An 18,284-nucleotide genomic window follows, 5' to 3' on the forward strand; every position below is an offset into this window, starting at 1 on the left:
TGATCGCCCGCTTTGCCAAGCAAAATCGCGACGATTTTTATCAGGCGGGTGCGAATTCCCCGGTTACGGGGTCCAACACATGCAATTTTCCGGCATCAATCGAGAACCACGCACCATGAAGCTCCAGCTTTCCAGCCTTTTCACGCTCCCGAATGCAGGCGAATGTCCGCAGATTGGCGATGCTGGTCTTGATTGCCTCCAGTTCCAACTCATGCGTGGCGTTGCAGCCATGTTCGTGGATCACGCGATCACGGGCCTCGTCCAGCATGTGAATCCATGATGCGATAAACCCGCCTTCGCCCGGTGCCGCATCGGCGAAACGCTGGGACATGGCCGCCGCGATGCCACCACATTGCCCGTGGCCCATGACGACGATTTCTTCGACCTCCAATTGGGTCACGGCAAATTCAAGCGCTGCCGACACGCCATGATGGCCCGGCGTGGTTTCGAAAGGCGGCACGAGATTGGCGATGTTACGGACGACGAACATCTCGCCGGGGGAGGCGTCAAAGATCGTCGCAGGATCAACTCGGCTATCGCAACAGGCGATCACCATCACCCGGGGCGATTGGCCATCCGCCAAAGTTGTCCAGCGTTCATGCTGCGTCATCCAGCCATTGGCGCGAAAACGGCGATAGCCGTCGATCATGTTGGTGAACATTGTCATGACTTGCGGAGTTAGCTCTGAAAATGGCGGGTGGCAAGACGGCTCGGGACGCTGTATGGGCATCGCATGACCCAGATCATTCAAGAACAGGCCCCGGCAGAGCGCACCCGCAAGCCGGATTGGATTCGCGTCAAAGCGCCGACCAGCGCGGGATATAATGAAACCCGCCAATTGATGAGACGGCTTAATCTCGCGACAGTGTGCGAAGAGGCGGCTTGCCCCAATATCGGCGAATGCTGGACGAAAAAGCACGCGACGGTAATGATCTTGGGCGACACCTGCACCAGAGCCTGCGCCTTTTGCAACATCAAGACCGGCATGCCGCGCGCCGTGGACGCGATGGAGCCGCAGCATGTGGCGGATGCGGCGGCAGAAATGGGCCTGAAGCATATCGTCATCACCTCGGTTGATCGCGACGATCTGCCGGATGGCGGCGCGAGTCAGTTCGTCAAGGTGATCAATGCCCTGCGGGCCTCAACCCCCGACACGACCATTGAAATCCTGACGCCGGATTTTCGCAACAAGCGCGAACAGGCGTTGGAATCGATCGTGGCGGCGCGGCCCGATGTCTATAATCACAATCTCGAAACCGTGCCGAGGCTGTACCCAACGATTCGCCCCGGCGCGCGTTATTATGCGTCGCTGCGGCTGTTGGACACGGTCAAGCGGCTCGACCCGACGATCTTCACCAAATCGGGCGTGATGCTCGGCCTTGGCGAAGAGCGGATGGAAATCCATCAGGTGATGGACGATATGCGTTCGGCAGATATCGATTTCATCACCATGGGCCAATATCTCCAGCCGACTCCGCGTCATGCGAAGGTGATGGAGTTTGTCACCCCGAAGCAATTTGAAGGCTATGCCGCGATTGCCCGTGCCAAGGGCTTTTTACAGGTCGCCTCCAGCCCGCTGACGCGCTCAAGCTATCATGCCGATGCCGATTTCGCGCAGATGCGGGAGGCACGGAACGCGAAATTGGCCAAGGGCTGATGGGGGTTTTCGCGGACCGGCGGCTGCTTCCCTATACGCCGGAACAATTGTTCAATGTCGCGGCGGATGTGGAGCATTATCCCGAATTTCTGCCTTGGGTGTCGGCTATTCGCGTGGTCGAACGCGCGCCGACATTGCTGCTGGTCGATCTTGTCGTCGGCTTTATGGGGTTCAGCGAACGCTATCGCTCACGCGTGACATTGGATGCGCCGCATGGGCTGGCGATCAGCTATGTCGATGGGCCGATGAAGCATCTGACCAGCCATTGGCAGTTTGATAGGGACAATGCAGGCGGTTGCCATGTCCAGTTCGATGTGGACTTTCAGTTTCGATCCCATGTGCTGAACATGCTGGCTAACCAGATGCTCGACCGCGCGGTGCATAAGATGGTCAACGCCTTTGAGGCGCGGGCGAGGGCGCTTTACGGTTCGCCAAATGGCGATGCGTCGGGCATCAACAATTCCAGCGCGCACAACGCCGCCTGACGACGGATATCGCTGCGGCCTGAATTTTCCGCGAAATAGCGCGTGTCGGCGATAATAGTTTCCGGGTCTTCGCCGCGCCGCGCACGGGCGAACACGACGGTGCCGACCGGCTTTTTCTCGCTGCCACCACCCGGACCCGCAATCCCGGTAATCGCCACCGCGACATCGCAGCCGGAGCGTTCCAGCGCGCCCTGCGCCATCGCCCATGCGGTCGCAATCGAGACAGCGCCAAAGGTTTCCAGCACCTCGGCATTCACGCCCAGCATCTTGCGCTTGGCCTCGTTGCCATAAGTGATGAACCCCGCTTCGAACACATCGGATGAACCGGCGATTTCGGTGAGCGCGGCGGAGACGAGGCCGCCAGTGCAGCTTTCGGCCACGGCGATCTTCTTGCCCTTGCGGCGATTGGCGGTGATGACCGCTTTTGCCTGTACAATCAGGTCGGCGCTCAAGCCTGCGTCTTGCATGTCATTCAACCTTGCGTATCGCCAGCGCAGACCGAAAATGGTCCGGCTTTCTGACGGTTATTATTGGTTTCCGGCTTCATGGCGATTTCGACCAGCAAGGTCATCAGGCCAGTCAGATTTTCGGCGGGCAATGGCGATAGCACATTGATAAAGCGATCAACCATCGGGCAAGAATCGGGTTTTACTTCCTCGACCATCCCTTCGGTAATTGCGGCTTCCAAGATCGAACGAATCACGGAATCGCCGAGAAATGCTGGCAGTTCCGCCTTGGACATTTTGTCAATGGCAGCCTTGGCGGCGGGCCATGCGCGGTCGGATTCAGGCCTCATCTTGGCGGCCATATCAAGGCCGAGCGTCGATAAGGCGCTGGTTTTCGGCAAGACGGCGCGACAGCGACCTTCAAGGCTGGTGATCACCGATGGCAAGGCAAAGGCGATCACGCCATTGGCCTCGGTCCGGGTCAGGCATTGCGCCGCTTGCACAGCAGGGGAGGCGAACAGTGTCGCCACAGCAATAACCCCGGAAATGGCGCGAAAATTGATCCGTGATACGCAACGGTTCATACAATATTTCCTATCCGCACGGTCGCAATGGCTTGGGCGGCGATGCCTTCGCGTCGCCCCGTAAAGCCGAGTTGTTCGGTGGTCGTGGCCTTGACGCTTACACTGTCCAAGTCAAGCTGCAACATTGCCGAGAGCGCATGGCGCATCGCATCGCGATGGGGGCCGATCTTGGGCGCTTCGCAGATGATGGTGACATCTACATGTTCGATCACGCCACCGCGCTGCGCGATGCGATCCCGCGCAAATTCCACGAAGCGGTGCGAGGCCGCGCCTTTATATTGCGGATCGGAGGGGGGGAAGTGCTGGCCAATATCGCCATCGGCAATCGCGCCCAATAACGCATCGGTCAGCGCATGCAGCGCGACATCGGCATCGCTATGCCCGGCAAGCCGTTGATCGTGCGGGATCGGCACGCCGCATAGATGAACGGTATCGCCCGGTTCAAACCGGTGAACATCGAACCCCATGCCGGTTCTTGTGCGCCAATTGGCCGTCATCAACGCCTCCATCCGCGCGAAGTCTTCATGATAGGTCAATTTATCGAGATATGCATCGCCTTTGACCATTGCGACGCGCCCGCCATCGGCCTGTAATATCCGCGCGTCGTCGGTGGCTTCCCGGCTGTCGTCCCAGATCTGATGGGCATGATATATCCCGGCAAAGCGAAAGGCTTGCGGTGTCTGCACCCGCCACAGGTCGTCGCGGCTCACGGCTTGGCCGAGATCGTCGCCGTCGCTATTGGACAGGCTATCCGCGACTGGCAGCACGGGAATCGCGCCCTCATGCGTGGCCAATGCGGCGATCAAATCATCGATCACGCGATGGGGCAGGCCGGGGCGCGCCGCATCATGGATCAAAATCTGTCCACATCTACCGGCCTCAGCAATGGCGTTCAGGCCGTTCAACACCGATTCCCGCCGGGTCGCGCCACCGGCCACCATCCGGATTTGCGCGGCAAATGGCCCGATGGCCGCGCGGCAAGCCTCGAATTGATCCGCGCCCGTCACGATCCACACCGCATCAATCGCGTGATGGGTCAGCAGCGCCCGCACACTGTGGGCGAGCACGGTCTGACCTGCAAAGGGTTGAAATTGCTTAGGCGCATTCAATCCGGCACGCACGCCCGCGCCCGCCGCGACGATCAGCGCGATTGTTTTTGGCGGGGCAGCAATGTTTGGCCGTTCGGTCATAGCATATGCCCATAGCCAAGGCTTGCTTGCCTGTCAGCCTCTTTGGGCATATAGGATTTGCCTGATTTTTAGGCAGGCGAACATGACGCAATATGGTCCCATAGAGATCGGTCCCGTGCGGATCGACGAACCCGTGATTCTGGCCCCGATGACGGGCGTGACGGACAGGCCGTTTCGACGGCTGGTGCGGCGCTTTGGTTCGGGCCTGAATGTGACTGAAATGATCGCCAGCCAAGCCATGATCCGCGAAACGCGCCAATCGCTGCAAAAGGCCGCATGGGACCCGGTGGAAGAGCCTGTCTCGATGCAGCTTGCCGGTTGCGGGCCTTATGAAATGGCCGAGGCCGCCAAGCTTAATCAGGATCGCGGCGCGGCGATTATCGACATCAATATGGGCTGCCCGGTCAAAAAGATCGTCAATGGCGATGCTGGTTCCGCACTGATGAAGGATTTGCCGCTCGCGGCCTCGATCATCGATGCGGTGGTGAAGGCGGTGACGGTCCCTGTCACGGTCAAGATGCGCATGGGCTGGTGCCATGAGAGCCTGAATGCGCCGGAATTGGCGCATATCGCCGAGGATCTGGGCGCCAAGCTCATCACCGTTCATGGCCGCACCCGTAATCAGATGTACAAAGGGACCGCCGATTGGCGTTTTGTCCGCAGCGTCAAGGATGCGGTCAAACTGCCGGTCATCGTCAATGGCGATATTTGTTCGATTGAAGATGCGCATGAGGCACTTGCGCAATCGGGCGCGAATGGCGTGATGATCGGGCGCGGGGCCTATGGCAAACCGTGGCTACTTGGTCAGGTCATGGCGGCGCTGGGCAATCGCCCGGTGTTTGATACGCCCACCGTCGAAGAGCAATATCACATCATTGTCGAACATTATGAAGACATGCTCGACCTTTATGGCGCGCAGACGGCGGTGCCGCTCGCGCGCAAGCATATCGGCTGGTACACACGCGGCCTGACCGGCTCGGCGGAGTTTCGCAACCGCGTGAATTTCGAGGCGGACCCGAAGGTCGTGCTGGCCATGCTGGAGGAATTTTACCGGCCTTGGCGACAGCAGATCGCCGCCTGATGGCGTTCGCCTAATGGTCTTTGGCAAATGGAGGGCGGCATCCGCGCCCACGCCCGATGCGGCGGAGATGATCGCCGCACTGCCTAATGCCGTGCTGCTGATCGGGCCGGATCATGTCGTCGTCGATGCGAATAATGCAGCGGAAAATTTGTTTAATCAGAGCCGGAGCGCGATGATCGGTCGCCATAGCGGCGAATTGCTGCGCACGGCAGAAGGCGGCGCCTTGATGGCGGAGGATCTGTCCGAGGCCACGCCGGTCGCGGCCTATGACATTGATCTGATGCGGCAGGATCATCGCATCTTGCGGGTCGATCTGATGGCCACGCCAATGCCAGATCGGCCCGGCTGGATGTTGATCTGCCTGCACAATCGTTCTGCACCCTATCTGTCGGTCAGCGGCAATCGCCGCCGCAGCAATAGCCGCACCGCCGTCGGCGCGGCGGCGATGCTGGCGCATGAAATCAAGAACCCTTTGTCGGGCATACGCGGTGCGGCGCAGTTGATCCAAGGCGATGGCGATGAAACCAACGCCAGTATGACCCGGCTGATCTGCAATGAGGTGGACCGCATCACGGCGTTGATCGACCGGATGGAGGGCTTCACCGATACCCGCGCATTCACCCCAAGTCCGGTCAATATTCATGCCGTGCTGGGCCATGCGATTGAACTGGCGCAGCATGGCTTTGGCGCGCGGGTAGAGTTCAAAGAAGTGTATGATCCGTCCTTGCCGGATGTGCTGGGCGATCATGATATGCTGGTGCAGGTCATTCTCAACCTCATCAAAAATGCGGCGGAAGCGTTGGAACATACCCCCCATCCGCAGATTACCCTCACGACGGCCTATCGCACCGGGGTGATGGTCGCCGACCGACGTAATGGCCGCGAAAAGCGCCGTTCGCTCCCGATTGAAGTATGCGTAATCGATAATGGGCCGGGCGTGGCCGAAGACATTGCCGATCATCTGTTCGAGCCTTTTGTCTCCACCCGCACCGATCGGCCCGGTGGGCTTGGGCTGGCACTGGTAGACAAGCTGGTGCGCGATCTGGGCGGGATGATTGAATATGTGCGCGATACGGAGCGGGAACAGACGGTATTCCGGATGCTGCTCCCCCGCGTTGACGCAAAATCGAGGAAATTTGCATGAACGTGACAGGCCGTATTTTGGTCGTGGACGATGACGAGGCGATTTGCACCGTTATTCGCGAAAAGCTGCGTCGCGATGGCCATAATGTCAAAACGGCAGGCTCATTGTCGGAAATGCGCCAGGTCTTTCCTGAATTCGATCCGGAGTTGCTGGTGACGGATGTCATGCTGCCGGATGGCAATGGGCTGGACAATCTGCCCTCGCTGATCGCGGGTAATACCAATATGCCGGTCATCGTCCTGTCGGCGCAAAATACGCTGTCGACGGCAGTCCGGGCGAATGAGCAGGGCGCGTTTGAATATCTGCCCAAACCGTTCGACCTCGACCAATTGTCGCGCGCGGTGTTCGATGGTCTCGCCGCCCGCAAACGCGCCAGCGCCGCCAGCCCGGCTGCGCCTAGCTTTGGCGATGATCTGCCGTTGATTGGCCGGTCTGCGGCAATGCAAGAAGTCTATCGCATTATCGCCCGCGTCGTCGCCAATGAGTTGTCGGTGCTGATTCTTGGCGAATCCGGGACGGGCAAGGAACTTGTCGCCCGCGCGATCCATGATCTTGGCCCGCGCGCCGTCAAGCCCTTTGTCGCCATCAACATGGCGGCGATCCCGCGCGAATTGATCGAATCCGAATTGTTCGGCCATGAAAAAGGGGCGTTTACCGGGGCGACCGGGCGTTCAGCGGGGAAATTCGGACAGGCGCAAGGTGGCACCTTGTTCCTTGATGAAATCGGCGACATGCCGATGGATGCGCAGACCCGGCTGTTGCGCGTACTGCAATCGGGCGAATATAGCCCCGTCGGCAGCGCCCAGACGATTGCCACCGATGTTCGCATCGTCGCCGCGACGCATAAGCATCTGCCGGAATTGATCGAAAAGCATCTCTTCCGCGAGGATCTGTATTACCGGCTGAACGTCGTGCCGATCCATTTGCCAGCCTTGCGGCAGCGGCTGGAAGACATTGCCGAACTCGCACGGCATTTTCTGGATAAGGCCACGCGTGAGGGACTGCCGCGCAAGCATCTGTCACAAGACGCGCTGGCGGTGCTGACGGATTATAGCTGGCCCGGCAATGTGCGTGAGCTGGAAAATCTGATGCGACGGCTCGCGGCCTTGGTGCGCGAGGAAACGCTGACTGGTGCGGTCATCAACCAATATCTGCGCGGCACCGACCGGCGCGAAGAAACGCCCGTATTATTGCCGAACGGGCAGGGGCTTTCTGCGGCGGTCGAGCAAAGCCTGATTGCGTTTTTTGCCCGATTTGGCGACGATTTGCCGCCTGATGGCCTTTATGATCGGGTGTTGGCCGAGGTCGAGTTGCCGTTATTGCGGCTGACGATGGCGGCAACCAAGGGCAATCAATTGCGGGCCGCGCGCTTGCTTGGCATCAACCGCAATACATTGCGCCAGAAATTACGGGATCACGGCCTGATAAGTGGGGCTTGATTTCGGGTCCTAATCTCGGGCACCTGTTGCACTATCGCGACAATGTGTTACTTTGGCCACAATGATGATCCGTGCGTTCTCCGACAGTTCGATATGGCAACGGCTGATCCGCCGCGTACAATTGTTGTCGCGGTCGCGGGTGTTCATTCCGTGGCTGGAAGGCAGCACATTCGCAGCCGCTGTGCTGATCGCCTTGTTTACCTATTATTATATTTCGCAGGAAAGCGGCACGATTGATCGCTTGCTCGCGCCCGGCATGGTCGCGTTGTTGCTGATCCTCAATCTCGTGCCGATTATCTGCCTGTTGGTATTGGTCGTGCGGCGAATCGCGCTGCGCCGCATCGCCCATATTCATGGCACGGGACGGGGCCAACTCCATGTGCGGCTGGTGGCGCTATTTTCCTTCCTGTCCGCCATTCCGACGCTTTTTGTCGCGGCCTTTGCGGCGATGCTGTTCCAATATGGCGTCGACTTCTGGTTTTCGGACAAGGCGCGCACCGTGCTGCTCAATGCCGATCAGGTCGCCACGGCCTATGTCGCCGAAAACCGCACTCGTCTCAGCGCAGATGTGGAGGCGATGGGCGGCGATATTTCCGGCTATGCGCGTAGTTATGGCATGGAAGACCCCAATTTCGCGCAAGGTCTGGCGTGGCAGGTCGCCGCGCGTAACCTGTCCGAGGCGGCGGTCGTTGAGATTGGCGACGATGGCGCGCGTCGCCTTGTCGCCGGGGCCAATCTTGACTCACGCGGACTACAGGAACGCATGCCGCAGGCGGCGCTCGCGGCATTACGTAGTGGCAAGCGCGTGTCGATCCATGATGCGATTGACCGGGTCGAGGCGATTACCCTGCTCGATCAAAAAGGCCGATGGTTTCTCTATGCCTCGCGCGCGGTCGATCCGGCAGTGCTGTCGAAAATCGCCCGCGCCAAGACGGCGCTTGGCGATTATGGCCAGTTGCTCAGCCGCGCAAGGTCGCTCCAGTTACGCTTTATCGCCGCTTTGTTGGTGCTGTCGCTCTTGATCGTCTGCATCGCGATGTTCATCGCCTATCGCGTGGCGGATCGGGTGGTGAGGCCGGTCAATGCCTTGGTCGATGCAGCCCGCAGCGTGGCGGCTGGTGATCTCAACGCCCGCGTCGCCCATTTGAACAGCCGTGACGAAATCGGCACACTCGCCAATGCATTCAACCGTATGACCCGCCGCTTGTCCGAACAGACCGGCGCGTTGATGCGGGCCAATGAATTGCTGGACCGCCGTCGCGAATTGATCGAGGCCGTGCTGACCAGCGTATCCGCCGGGGTAATCGCGCTCGCGGAAGATCGCTCGATCCGGCTGGTGAACCGGTCGGCACTTGAAATGCTGTCGCGCAAGGAGGACGAGTTGGTGCTCGCTGCATTGGGCGAAGTGCTGCCGGAACTCGATGCCGTCATTACCGCCGATAAAAGTGAGGCAGTGGTGATGATGCAGGTCAATGATGCGCCGCGTACCCTTGCGGTGACGGTGGGACAGACCGACACTGGGGCCGTACTGACCTTTGACGATATTACCCAGCGCCTAGCCGATCAACGCACCGCTGCATGGTCGGATGTCGCAAGGCGGATCGCACATGAAATCAAGAACCCGCTGACGCCGATACAGCTTGCCGCCGAACGCCTGCAACGCCGTTATGGCCGCAACATGCCGGAAGACGATACGGTCTTCGCGCAATTGACCTCGACCATCGTTCGCCAGGTTGGCGATCTTCGCCGCATCGTCGATGAGTTTTCGTCCTTTGCGCGGATGCCCAAGCCGTTTTTCCGCCGGGAATCAATTGTCGATATCGTGCGCCAGACCGCCTTTTTGCAGGAGGTGGCGCATCCCGAATTGAAATTCGCGCTGAATTTGCCGGATAATCTGCCGATCATGGTCTGCGACCGCCGTCAGATCAGCCAGGCGCTCATCAACATCATCAAGAACGCGACCGAAGCGATCCAGCCCCGGGTGCAGCAACAGCCCAGCTATCAAGGCCAGATCGACATCGCAATGATCGAAGATGGCGAGCGCCTATCCATCATCGTCGGCGATAATGGCATCGGCCTGCCCAAAGAACGCGAAAGCATGACCGAACCCTATATGACGACACGGGCAGGGGGTACCGGCCTTGGCCTCGCCATCGTGCGCAAGATCGTCGAGGAGCATTGCGGCACGCTGCGCTTCTCAGACCGCGAAGGCGATGGCGAAGGTGCCGTCGTTACGATGCAGTTCGATACGGCGGCGTTAATCCGCCTGCATGTAGAAGATGATGAGGAAACGGGCGTGGTCCATCAGGACGACGATCCGCTGCCCAGTATGAATCCGAGGGACAGGACCGACGCATGAGCCTTGATATTCTCGTTGTAGATGACGAAGCCGATATTCGTGATTTGGTCTCCGGTGTGCTGGAGGACGAGGGCTATACCGTCCGCACCGCCGCCGATAGCGATGCGGCGCTGGCGGCCGTGGATGAACGCCGCCCGTCCTTGGTGCTGCTCGATGTGTGGCTTCACGGCTCGCGCCTCGACGGGATGGATTTGCTGGATGAGTTGAAGGCGCGCGATGCGAGCCTGCCGGTGCTGGTGATTTCCGGCCATGGCAATATCGACACCGCCGTCGCCGCGATCCGGCGCGGGGCCACCGATTTCATTGAAAAACCGTTCGAAGCCGAGCGCCTTTTGTACATGGTCGAGCGCGCGACCGAGACAGAGCGACTACGGACCGAAAACGCCACATTAAAGGCGATGGTCGGCCAAGAAGATGAACTGACCGGCACATCGTCCCAGATCAACGCCGTCCGCGCGACCTTGAAGAAAGTATCGGCGACCGGTAGCCGCGTGTTGATCACCGGCCCCGCAGGCGTCGGTAAGGAAGTGGCGGCGCGTTTGCTCCACAAATGGTCGCACCGCGCGGATACGCCATTTGTCGTCGTCAGCGCCGCCCGGATGGACCCGGCGCGGGTGGAGGAAGAGCTGTTCGGGATCGAGGAAAACGGCAAGATGGTGCGGGCAGGCCTGTTGGAACAGGCGCATGGCGGCACGCTTTTCCTAGATGAAATTGCAGATATGCCACTGACCACTCAGGCCAAGATCTTGCGGGTGTTGACCGATCAAAGCTTCACCCGTTTGGGTGGTGATCGCGTTATCAAGGTCGATTTGCGCGTCGTGTCCGCAACCGCGCAGGACCTGCCATCCCGCATCGCCGAGGGCGTTTTCCGCGAAGATCTGTTCTACCGCCTGAACGTGGTGCCGGTGCATCTGCCGCCATTGAACCAGCGCAGGGCGGATATTCCCGCGCTGATCGATCATTTCGTCGCGCGTTTTTCCGCCGAACGCCGGATCGCGCCGCCCAGTTTCAGCGATGACACCATGGCCGCATTGCAGGCCTATGATTGGCCGGGCAATGTCCGCCAGTTGCGCAATATCATCGAACGGATTTTGATCCTCGCTCCGACCGATCCCAATGTCCGGATCGAATCCGATGTCCTGCCGTCCGAAATTCTCGATGCATCTGTCGTCCGCATGGACCAAGGGCTGATGACGATCATGACATCCCCCTTGCGCGAGGCGCGGGAGAGTTTCGAGCGCGAATATCTGCGGGTGCAGGTGCGGCGTTTCTCCGGCAACATCTCGCGCACCGCGACCTTTGTCGGAATGGAGCGTTCGGCGCTGCATCGCAAACTCAAACTCCTTGGATTGAGTGATATTCGCGGTGAGGAGGACGAGAAGGGATAGACGGACGCGCCGTTACCCTTTAATGCTCTACCCATCGACGGGCTATTCCGATCGATGCACGACGCTGAGCAACAGCGCCAAAGCGGACATTGTTCCGCCAAGAACCGGAGGCCATAATGGCTGAAAAGGTCAATATTTTACAAGACTTGTTCCTGAATGCCCTCAGGAAGCAGAAAATCCCAGTGACGATGTTTCTGGTAAAGGGCGTAAAACTCCAGGGGATCATCACCTGGTTTGACAATTTCTCGCTGCTGCTGCGTCGCGATGGCCAGTCGCAACTGGTCTATAAGCATGCGATTTCGACCATCATGCCGGCCCAGCCGATGCCATTGGACAATGTCGATAAGATCACCATTGGCGAGCGCAAGCAGCAACAGCTTCAAGACGTGTTCCTTGGCGCGATCAAGAAGGAACAGGATTATGTCACCATGTTCCTCGTCAATGGCGTGATGTTGCAGGGCGAGGTCGCCGCGTTCGATCTGTTCTGCATGTTGCTCCGTCGCGATAACATGGTGCAGCTGGTCTATAAGCACGCGATTTCAACGATCCAGCCCAGCCATCAGATCGATCTGGCCGCTTATGAAGAATCGGTGGAGCAGGATTGAGCCTTTTCAATCGAACGGAAAAAGACGGCTTTGGTCGGGGTGCGCGGGCTATTCTCGTGCTCCCCGACTTTGGCGGCGACCGGCGCAATCACGATGCGCGGCTCGATGAAGCGACCGGCCTTGCCGAAGCCATCGGCATCGAGGTTGTCGGACGTCACGCCTTTCGTATCCGCGCGGCCAAAGCGGCCACGCTGATCGGTTCCGGCCAGATTGATCTGGTCAAGCTCGACATCGCCGAACATGACGCGGAATTGCTGATCGTCGATGCCTCGCTCACCGCGATCCAGCAGCGCAATCTTGAACGCGCGTTGGAGGTCAAGGTGATCGACCGCACCGGGCTGATCCTCGAAATTTTCGGTGAACGCGCCGCCACCGCAGAAGGCCGTTTGCAGGTCGAACTCGCGCATCTTGATTATCAGGCGGGTCGATTGGTTCGAAGCTGGACCCATCTTGAACGCCAGCGCGGTGGCTTTGGCTTTCTCGGCGGTCCCGGTGAAACACAGATTGAGGCCGATCGTCGCCTGATCCGTGACCGCATGGCGAAATTGCGCCGTGAATTGGAACAAGTCACCCGCACCCGCGCACTCCATCGGGCGCGGCGTCACAAGGCCCCTTGGCCGGTGATTGCGCTTGTCGGCTATACCAATGCAGGCAAATCGACCCTGTTCAATCTGATGACCAGCGCGGAAGTGCTGGCTGAAGACCTTTTGTTCGCGACGCTTGATCCCACCATGCGAGCGGTATCATTGCCGGGGATCAACAAGGCGATCCTGTCCGATACGGTCGGTTTCGTGTCCAATCTGCCGACCCAATTGGTCGCGGCATTTCGGGCGACGCTGGAAGAAGTCGTGTCCGCCGATCTCATCCTCCATGTGCGCGACATCGCCCATCCGGATAGCGATGCACAGGCCGAGGATGTGAAAACGGTGTTGCAGGAAATCGGCGTTGGCGGACCGGAAGGTGCGCCAATGATCGAAATCTGGAACAAGATCGACCTGCTGGACGAGGAAGAGGGGGCCCATGCCCGGGCCGAGGCCGCGCGGCGTGACGATGTCGTGCTGGTTTCGGCGATCAGCGGGCAAGGGGTCGACCATCTGCGCGAGATGCTGTCCAACCGCCTGCTCGGTGGGGCGCGCATCCATGATATTCGGCTTGAGGCCAGCGACGGAGCGGGCCTGTCATGGCTCCACCGTCATGGCAATATCATCTCGCAAGCATCTGAAGATGAGCATTTAAATGTTGCAGTTCGCATGAGCGAAGTCGATTGGGAGCGCTGGGTCCGCCGCGCAGGCAAAGCGCATTAAGGCTTTTTGGCCTCAACCCAATAGGCTTCTTTTTCATCAAGACTGGCGGCGTTAAACACCTCTCGACCCGCCAATTCTTCCATGCGCCGGAAACGCCGTTCAAACTTGGCATTGGCCTGACGCAGTGCGGATTCCGGATCAATGCCTAGGTGGCGGCCCCAATTCACCATCGAAAACAGCATATCGCCATATTCATCGATACGCTCTTCATCGCTTTGGGCTGCCTCGATCTCGTCTAGTTCTTCGACGATTTTCGCTCGGGGACCATCAATATCCGGCCAATCAAAACCGACCCTTGCGGCCCGGCGTTGCAGCTTTTCCGCCCGTAATAAGGCGGGCAGGCCCAGTGCCACCCCGGCAAGCGCGCTATCGTCCTCGCCTTTATTCGCCCGTTCCTCGTGCTTGATTTGTTCCCAACGCGGCGAGGGCGCAGTATCCGCGGCATCATCCGGGCCAAAGACATGCGGATGGCGACGGATCATCTTGTCGCAAATTGCCATCATGACGTCATCCAGCGCAAAGGCGTCAGATTCCTCGGCGATGCGAGCGTGATACACAACCTGCAACAACAGATCGCCAAGTTCATCGCAAAGATCGGACATGTCATCACGCGCGATCGCATCGGCGACTTCATGCGCTTCTTCGATGGTATAAGGCGCAATCGTCGAAAAACTCTGCACACGATCCCAAGGGCAGCCGTATGTCGGATCGCGCAAGGCGACCATGATCGCGCGTAAACGATCAATGCCGTGTTGCTGTTCGATATGCGGCAACAGATCGGCACGGCTTGTAAAACCGGGCGTTGAGGTCGTTTCTGATAATATGGGGGATTTCGGTGTTGAGGGGGTATCTTCAGCCATATCAACCTTATCCCGATAATATATATTATGTTAAATACAGATTCAATCAGCCTTGGGGAGAAGGGTCATCTTATCCCCCGAAACCGTCCAGGATTGAAGCTGATCAAGGAAATTCATCCCCAACACATTATTGTCGCCGAACTGTGGTGACGTCACGACCGTCAACTTATCAACGATAATATGCTCGACCGCCATTTGCGGGATCGTGATGCGTTCCACCTTTACCGGGCCATTGGCGGTCGTGACGACTGCGCCAAAGCCTGCATCCACGCGCAATCCCAATGCGCGCCGCGCATCATCCGAAATCGCGGTGATGCTCGCGCCGCTATCAATCAGCATCCGCAATGTCTTGCCATTGATCGTGGCGTTTGCCCAAAAATGCCCATCCGCATCACGGCGCAAAATAACGGCCTCGCCATTGGCGGATTTTTGCTGGTCGGCAATCCCAATCGCGGCGGTTGCGCGGTGGAAACCGGCGGTAATCCGGTCGCGATAGCCAAATGCCAGAAACAACAACGCAAAGATCGCTGCCCAAGCCAAGGCCATTCGGGTGACAGTACGAAAATTCAACCGCCGAGACATCAATGAACTGCCCACCAGCACGGCGACCGCCAGAATTTGCACCAGTTGCAGGCTCTGGTCCTCGCTTATCAAAGCTGGATCTCCATCCCGTCATAACCGGGCAAAACCCCCGCAGGCAGTTCCCTTAACAAGGTCGCATAATCCATGCTTTGATCCATATGGGTCAGCACAGCCAATTGCGGCTTCACCTCCCCGATCAGGCGCAATGTCTGATCGAGATGGCAATGGGTCGGATGCGGACGGCGGCGCAGGGCATCGACCACCCAGATGTCCGCCCCTGCATATTGCCCTGCCATTTCTGGCGTAAAATCATTAAAATCAGTTGAATATACAATTTTATTTACATTATTTGTGAAGACAATGCCTGCCGAAGTGATGTTGCCATGGGGTTGATCCACCGCCCCAATATGCAAATCGCCCAAAGTGAATGCATCCGGCAGCACCCTTCCCTCGACCATCGGCGGATAGCCATCCTTGCCATAAAACGCATATTCAAAGCGGCGTTGCAGGCTTTCCAGCACATCCGCCCGCGCATAAGCGATAATGGCCTGCCCCTTGGCATGGAACAACTGGCGCAAATCATCGATCCCGTGGCAATGATCGGCATGATCATGGGTCCAGATGACGGCATCGACATGGTCGATCTCGGCGGCGATCAACTGCGCTCGCATATCGGGCGTCGTATCGACCAACACCCTTGTCGTGGCAGTTTCGACCAAGATCGACGCCCGCATGCGCCGATTGCGCGGCTCATGCGGGTCGCAATCGCCCCAATCCGGCCCGATCCTTGGCACGCCGGATGATGTGCCGGAGCCGAGGATGCGGAGTTTCATTGCGCGGCCTTGCTAAACAGGCGGAAGAAATTGGCGCTGGTGGCGTCATGGAGTTGTTCCACCCCCTCGCCGCGCAATTGCGCGAGAAAACGGGTGGTATCCGCGACGAACCCCGGCTCGCCGGTCTTGCCACGATGCGGCACCGGCGCAAGAAACGGCGCATCGGTTTCGACCAACAGCCGATCAAGCGGCAGCCGCGCCGCGGTTGCCTGCAAATCATGGGCATTTTTGAACGTGACGATGCCGGAAATGGAGATAAAAAGACCTAATTCCAATGCAATATCGGCGAATGCTGCGGAGGCCGTGAAGCAATGGATCACGCCGGTAAACGCGCCCTTCCCCATCTCATCACGCAAAATGGCGGCGGTATCCTCCTCGGCATCGCGGGTATGGATGATGATCGGCAGGCCGGTCTCGCGGGCGGCGGCGATATGCAGGCGAAAGCTGTCTTGCTGGCGCTGGCGGTCGCTATGTTCATAATAATAATCAAGGCCGGTTTCGCCAATCGCGACGACCTTGGGATGGCTGGCGGCCTCGATCAGCCGGGCCAGTTGCAGATCGGCATGATCATCCGCCTCATGCGGGTGAATGCCGACCGAGGCCCAAATATCGTCATTACGCTCGGCAGTGGCGATAATGTCCGCCCATTCGCGCTCGCGGGTCGAGATATTGAGCATCCCGGTGACTCCAACGGCCCGCGCACGTTCCAACACGGCCTGTTGATCCTCGACCAAGCCCTTGTAATTCAGATGACAGTGGGAATCGATCAGCATCAATTACCCTTTGCGTCGCCGGCTAATTCCAGCCGGGGGAAGATCGGCATTGGCGTGGGCAAATCCATGCCCGGTGCAATCCGCGTCCCCAGCGCCGCGAAATCGCGGGCGTCGGGCTTTTGCGCCAGCAGATCGAGCAGTTTATCACAGCTCGACGGCATGACCCAGCGTGCAAGGATCGCCAATTGGCGGATCGCCTCTGCCGTATAATATAGGATCGTATCCGCGCGGGCGGGATCGACCTTGCGGACTGCCCAAGGCTGTTGTTCAGCAAAATATTGGTTGGTCAGGCTCATCTGTTCCCAAATGACCTGCAAGGCCGAATGGATCGCAAATTGCCCGCCCGTCATATGTTGGCGCACGGCCTGTTCGGCGGCGGCGATGCCCGCCAGCAGCGCGGTTTCGGCCTCGGTTGCATCCCCCGGCACCGGCACCTTACCGTCACAATTCTTGGCGATCATCGATAGGCTGCGTTGCGCGAGATTGCCGAGATTATTGGCAAGATCGGCATTGCAACGGGTGACAATCGCATCTTCCGAATAGCTGCCATCCTGCCCAAAGCTGACTTCGCGCAACAGGAAATAGCGCAATTGATCGACACCGAACACGGTAGAAAGTTCAATCGGATCAACTACATTGCCGACAGACTTTGACATTTTCTCACCCTTATGGAGCAAGAAGCCATGGCCAAACACCTGTTTGGGTAGCGGTACATCGGCGCTCATCAAAAAGGCGGGCCAATAGACGGCGTGGAAACGGACAATATCCTTGCCGATCACATGGACATCCGCTGGCCAATATTTGCCAAGTGCGCCATCGAGATCGGGATAGCCCGCGCCCGTCAGATAATTGGTCAGCGCATCGACCCAGACATACATCACATGGCCGGGGCTGTCCGGCACCGGAATCCCCCAGTCAAAGCTGGTGCGCGATGCCGATAGATCGGAAAGCCCACCCTCGACAAAGCGGACCACTTCATTGCGCCGGCCTTCGGGCTGGATGAATTCGGGGTGGTTGCGATACAGATCAAGCAACCGGTCCTGATAGGCCGACAGGCGGAAAAACCAGCTTTCCTCAACCGTCCATTCCACCGGCGTCCCTTGCGGCGACAGACGCACCCCGCCCTCGCCGGTCGTCAGTTCCTTTTCATCGTAAAAGGCTTCGTCACGGACGGAATACCAGCCTTCATAACGGCCCAGATAAATATCGCCCTTATCGACCATCTTGCGCCACAACGCCTGTACCGACACCTTATGATCGGGATCGGTGGTGCGAATGAAACGATCATATGAAATATCAAGACTATCGCACATTGCTTTGAAATAAGATGACATTTCGTCACTTAATTCCTTGGGCGTAATGCCGCGATCGCGTGCCGTCTGGGCCATTTTCAGGCCATGTTCGTCCGTCCCGGTCTGGAAGCGCACATCCCGGCCCAACATCCGATGAAAACGGGCAATGGCATCGGCGGCAATCGCCTCATAAGCATGGCCGATATGCGGGCGGCCATTCGGATAAGAGATAGCGGTCGTGATGTAATAAGGTTCGGACATA

At 58.6% G+C, this 18,284-nt stretch carries 18 protein-coding genes; 9 read left to right on the forward strand and 9 right to left on the reverse strand.

The genetic code is table 11. The annotated features are described in order from the left end of the window. Positions 1–40: 40 nt before the first annotated feature. Positions 41–667: a carbonic anhydrase gene (locus tag K6117_RS01200; protein WP_221791951.1), complete on the reverse strand. Its 627-nt coding sequence runs from the start codon at positions 665–667 to the stop codon at positions 41–43. A gap of 66 nt (positions 668–733) precedes the next feature. On the opposite strand from K6117_RS01200, the gene lipA reads away from it, so the two are divergent. Then, positions 734–1,657: a lipoyl synthase gene (gene lipA / locus K6117_RS01205; RefSeq protein WP_221791952.1), complete on the forward strand. Its 924-nt coding sequence runs from the start codon at positions 734–736 to the stop codon at positions 1,655–1,657. Then, positions 1,657–2,142 carry a type II toxin-antitoxin system RatA family toxin gene (locus tag K6117_RS01210; RefSeq protein WP_221791953.1) on the forward strand — a complete coding sequence of 162 codons (486 nt, stop codon included), beginning with the start codon at positions 1,657–1,659 and terminating at the stop codon, positions 2,140–2,142. The genes lipA and K6117_RS01210 overlap by 1 nt, the downstream gene beginning before the upstream one ends. On the opposite strand, the gene K6117_RS01215 is transcribed toward K6117_RS01210, so the two are convergent. From K6117_RS01215 to K6117_RS01225, 3 genes are read right to left on the reverse strand one after another with little or no spacing between them, the layout of a single operon-like run. Continuing rightward, the gene (locus tag K6117_RS01215) at positions 2,079–2,609 is read right to left on the reverse strand and encodes a CinA family protein (protein WP_221791954.1); all 531 of its coding nucleotides are present in this window, start codon (positions 2,607–2,609) and stop codon (positions 2,079–2,081) included. The two genes, K6117_RS01210 and K6117_RS01215, sit on opposite strands and share 64 nt — an antisense overlap. 5 nt (positions 2,610–2,614) lie before the next feature. Next, positions 2,615–3,172, reverse strand: coding sequence for a hypothetical protein (locus tag K6117_RS01220; protein WP_221791955.1), 558 nt, complete (start codon positions 3,170–3,172; stop codon positions 2,615–2,617). Further along, on the reverse strand, positions 3,169–4,362 hold the full coding sequence (locus tag K6117_RS01225; RefSeq protein WP_221791956.1) for a bifunctional 2-C-methyl-D-erythritol 4-phosphate cytidylyltransferase/2-C-methyl-D-erythritol 2,4-cyclodiphosphate synthase: 1,194 nt from the start codon (positions 4,360–4,362) through the stop codon (positions 3,169–3,171). Before K6117_RS01225 ends, K6117_RS01220 begins: the two co-directional genes overlap by 4 nt. A gap of 82 nt (positions 4,363–4,444) precedes the next feature. Here K6117_RS01225 and dusB point away from each other — a divergent pair, with 82 nt between their 5' ends. The 7 genes from dusB (at position 4,445) to hflX (ending at position 13,682) form a co-directional block, all read left to right on the forward strand. Then, positions 4,445–5,443, forward strand: coding sequence for a tRNA dihydrouridine synthase DusB (dusB, locus tag K6117_RS01230; RefSeq protein WP_221791957.1), 999 nt, complete (start codon positions 4,445–4,447; stop codon positions 5,441–5,443). 13 nt (positions 5,444–5,456) lie between these two features. Further along, on the forward strand, positions 5,457–6,587 hold the full coding sequence (locus K6117_RS01235) for a two-component system sensor histidine kinase NtrB (RefSeq protein ID WP_221791958.1): 1,131 nt from the start codon (positions 5,457–5,459) through the stop codon (positions 6,585–6,587). Continuing rightward, entirely contained in the window at positions 6,584–8,026 is a 1,443-nt protein-coding gene (ntrC, locus tag K6117_RS01240; RefSeq protein WP_221791959.1) for a nitrogen regulation protein NR(I), read from the forward strand. The genes K6117_RS01235 and ntrC overlap by 4 nt, the downstream gene beginning before the upstream one ends. A gap of 61 nt (positions 8,027–8,087) precedes the next feature. After that, positions 8,088–10,385, forward strand: coding sequence for a sensor histidine kinase (locus K6117_RS01245; protein WP_246604750.1), 2,298 nt, complete (start codon positions 8,088–8,090; stop codon positions 10,383–10,385). Then, on the forward strand, positions 10,382–11,773 hold the full coding sequence (ntrX, locus tag K6117_RS01250; RefSeq protein ID WP_221791960.1) for a nitrogen assimilation response regulator NtrX: 1,392 nt from the start codon (positions 10,382–10,384) through the stop codon (positions 11,771–11,773). The genes K6117_RS01245 and ntrX overlap by 4 nt, the downstream gene beginning before the upstream one ends. Positions 11,774–11,862: 89 nt before the next feature. After that, positions 11,863–12,378 carry an RNA chaperone Hfq gene (hfq, locus tag K6117_RS01255; protein ID WP_281422084.1) on the forward strand — a complete coding sequence of 172 codons (516 nt, stop codon included), beginning with the start codon at positions 11,863–11,865 and terminating at the stop codon, positions 12,376–12,378. Then, positions 12,375–13,682 carry a GTPase HflX gene (gene hflX, locus K6117_RS01260; RefSeq protein ID WP_221791962.1) on the forward strand — a complete coding sequence of 436 codons (1,308 nt, stop codon included), beginning with the start codon at positions 12,375–12,377 and terminating at the stop codon, positions 13,680–13,682. The genes hfq and hflX overlap by 4 nt, the downstream gene beginning before the upstream one ends. Here the strand turns inward: hflX and mazG are convergent. The 5 genes from mazG to metG are packed head-to-tail and all read right to left on the reverse strand — an operon-like array spanning position 13,679 to position 18,283. Then, positions 13,679–14,542, reverse strand: coding sequence for a nucleoside triphosphate pyrophosphohydrolase (mazG, locus tag K6117_RS01265; RefSeq protein WP_221791963.1), 864 nt, complete (start codon positions 14,540–14,542; stop codon positions 13,679–13,681). The genes hflX and mazG overlap by 4 nt on opposite strands. A gap of 42 nt (positions 14,543–14,584) precedes the next feature. Then, positions 14,585–15,196 carry a retropepsin-like aspartic protease family protein gene (locus tag K6117_RS01270; protein ID WP_221791964.1) on the reverse strand — a complete coding sequence of 204 codons (612 nt, stop codon included), beginning with the start codon at positions 15,194–15,196 and terminating at the stop codon, positions 14,585–14,587. Then, positions 15,193–15,957 carry an MBL fold metallo-hydrolase gene (locus K6117_RS01275; protein ID WP_221791965.1) on the reverse strand — a complete coding sequence of 255 codons (765 nt, stop codon included), beginning with the start codon at positions 15,955–15,957 and terminating at the stop codon, positions 15,193–15,195. The genes K6117_RS01270 and K6117_RS01275 overlap by 4 nt, the downstream gene beginning before the upstream one ends. Further along, the gene (locus K6117_RS01280) at positions 15,954–16,730 is read right to left on the reverse strand and encodes a TatD family hydrolase (protein WP_221791966.1); all 777 of its coding nucleotides are present in this window, start codon (positions 16,728–16,730) and stop codon (positions 15,954–15,956) included. Before K6117_RS01280 ends, K6117_RS01275 begins: the two co-directional genes overlap by 4 nt. Beyond that, the gene (metG, locus tag K6117_RS01285; protein ID WP_221791967.1) at positions 16,730–18,283 is read right to left on the reverse strand and encodes a methionine--tRNA ligase; all 1,554 of its coding nucleotides are present in this window, start codon (positions 18,281–18,283) and stop codon (positions 16,730–16,732) included. Before metG ends, K6117_RS01280 begins: the two co-directional genes overlap by 1 nt. Between the last annotated feature and the right edge of the window lies 1 nt (position 18,284).

It is taken from the genome of Alteraquisediminimonas sediminicola, from assembly GCF_019740335.1.
Classification (GTDB): domain Bacteria; phylum Pseudomonadota; class Alphaproteobacteria; order Sphingomonadales; family Sphingomonadaceae; genus Alteraquisediminimonas; species Alteraquisediminimonas sediminicola.

Coding starts and splice junctions, on each gene's coding strand:
- K6117_RS01200 (WP_221791951.1), bottom strand. CDS start 667: ATGACAATGTTCACCAACATGATCGACGGCTATCGCCGTTTTCGCGCC.
- lipA (WP_221791952.1), top strand. CDS start 734: ATGACCCAGATCATTCAAGAACAGGCCCCGGCAGAGCGCACCCGCAAG.
- K6117_RS01210 (WP_221791953.1), top strand. CDS start 1,657: ATGGGGGTTTTCGCGGACCGGCGGCTGCTTCCCTATACGCCGGAACAA.
- K6117_RS01215 (WP_221791954.1), bottom strand. CDS start 2,609: ATGCAAGACGCAGGCTTGAGCGCCGACCTGATTGTACAGGCAAAAGCG.
- K6117_RS01220 (WP_221791955.1), bottom strand. CDS start 3,172: ATGAACCGTTGCGTATCACGGATCAATTTTCGCGCCATTTCCGGGGTT.
- K6117_RS01225 (WP_221791956.1), bottom strand. CDS start 4,362: ATGACCGAACGGCCAAACATTGCTGCCCCGCCAAAAACAATCGCGCTG.
- dusB (WP_221791957.1), top strand. CDS start 4,445: ATGACGCAATATGGTCCCATAGAGATCGGTCCCGTGCGGATCGACGAA.
- K6117_RS01235 (WP_221791958.1), top strand. CDS start 5,457: ATGGTCTTTGGCAAATGGAGGGCGGCATCCGCGCCCACGCCCGATGCG.
- ntrC (WP_221791959.1), top strand. CDS start 6,584: ATGAACGTGACAGGCCGTATTTTGGTCGTGGACGATGACGAGGCGATT.
- K6117_RS01245 (WP_246604750.1), top strand. CDS start 8,088: ATGATGATCCGTGCGTTCTCCGACAGTTCGATATGGCAACGGCTGATC.
- ntrX (WP_221791960.1), top strand. CDS start 10,382: ATGAGCCTTGATATTCTCGTTGTAGATGACGAAGCCGATATTCGTGAT.
- mazG (WP_221791963.1), bottom strand. CDS start 14,542: ATGGCTGAAGATACCCCCTCAACACCGAAATCCCCCATATTATCAGAA.
- K6117_RS01275 (WP_221791965.1), bottom strand. CDS start 15,957: ATGAAACTCCGCATCCTCGGCTCCGGCACATCATCCGGCGTGCCAAGG.
- K6117_RS01280 (WP_221791966.1), bottom strand. CDS start 16,730: ATGCTGATCGATTCCCACTGTCATCTGAATTACAAGGGCTTGGTCGAG.
- metG (WP_221791967.1), bottom strand. CDS start 18,283: ATGTCCGAACCTTATTACATCACGACCGCTATCTCTTATCCGAATGGC.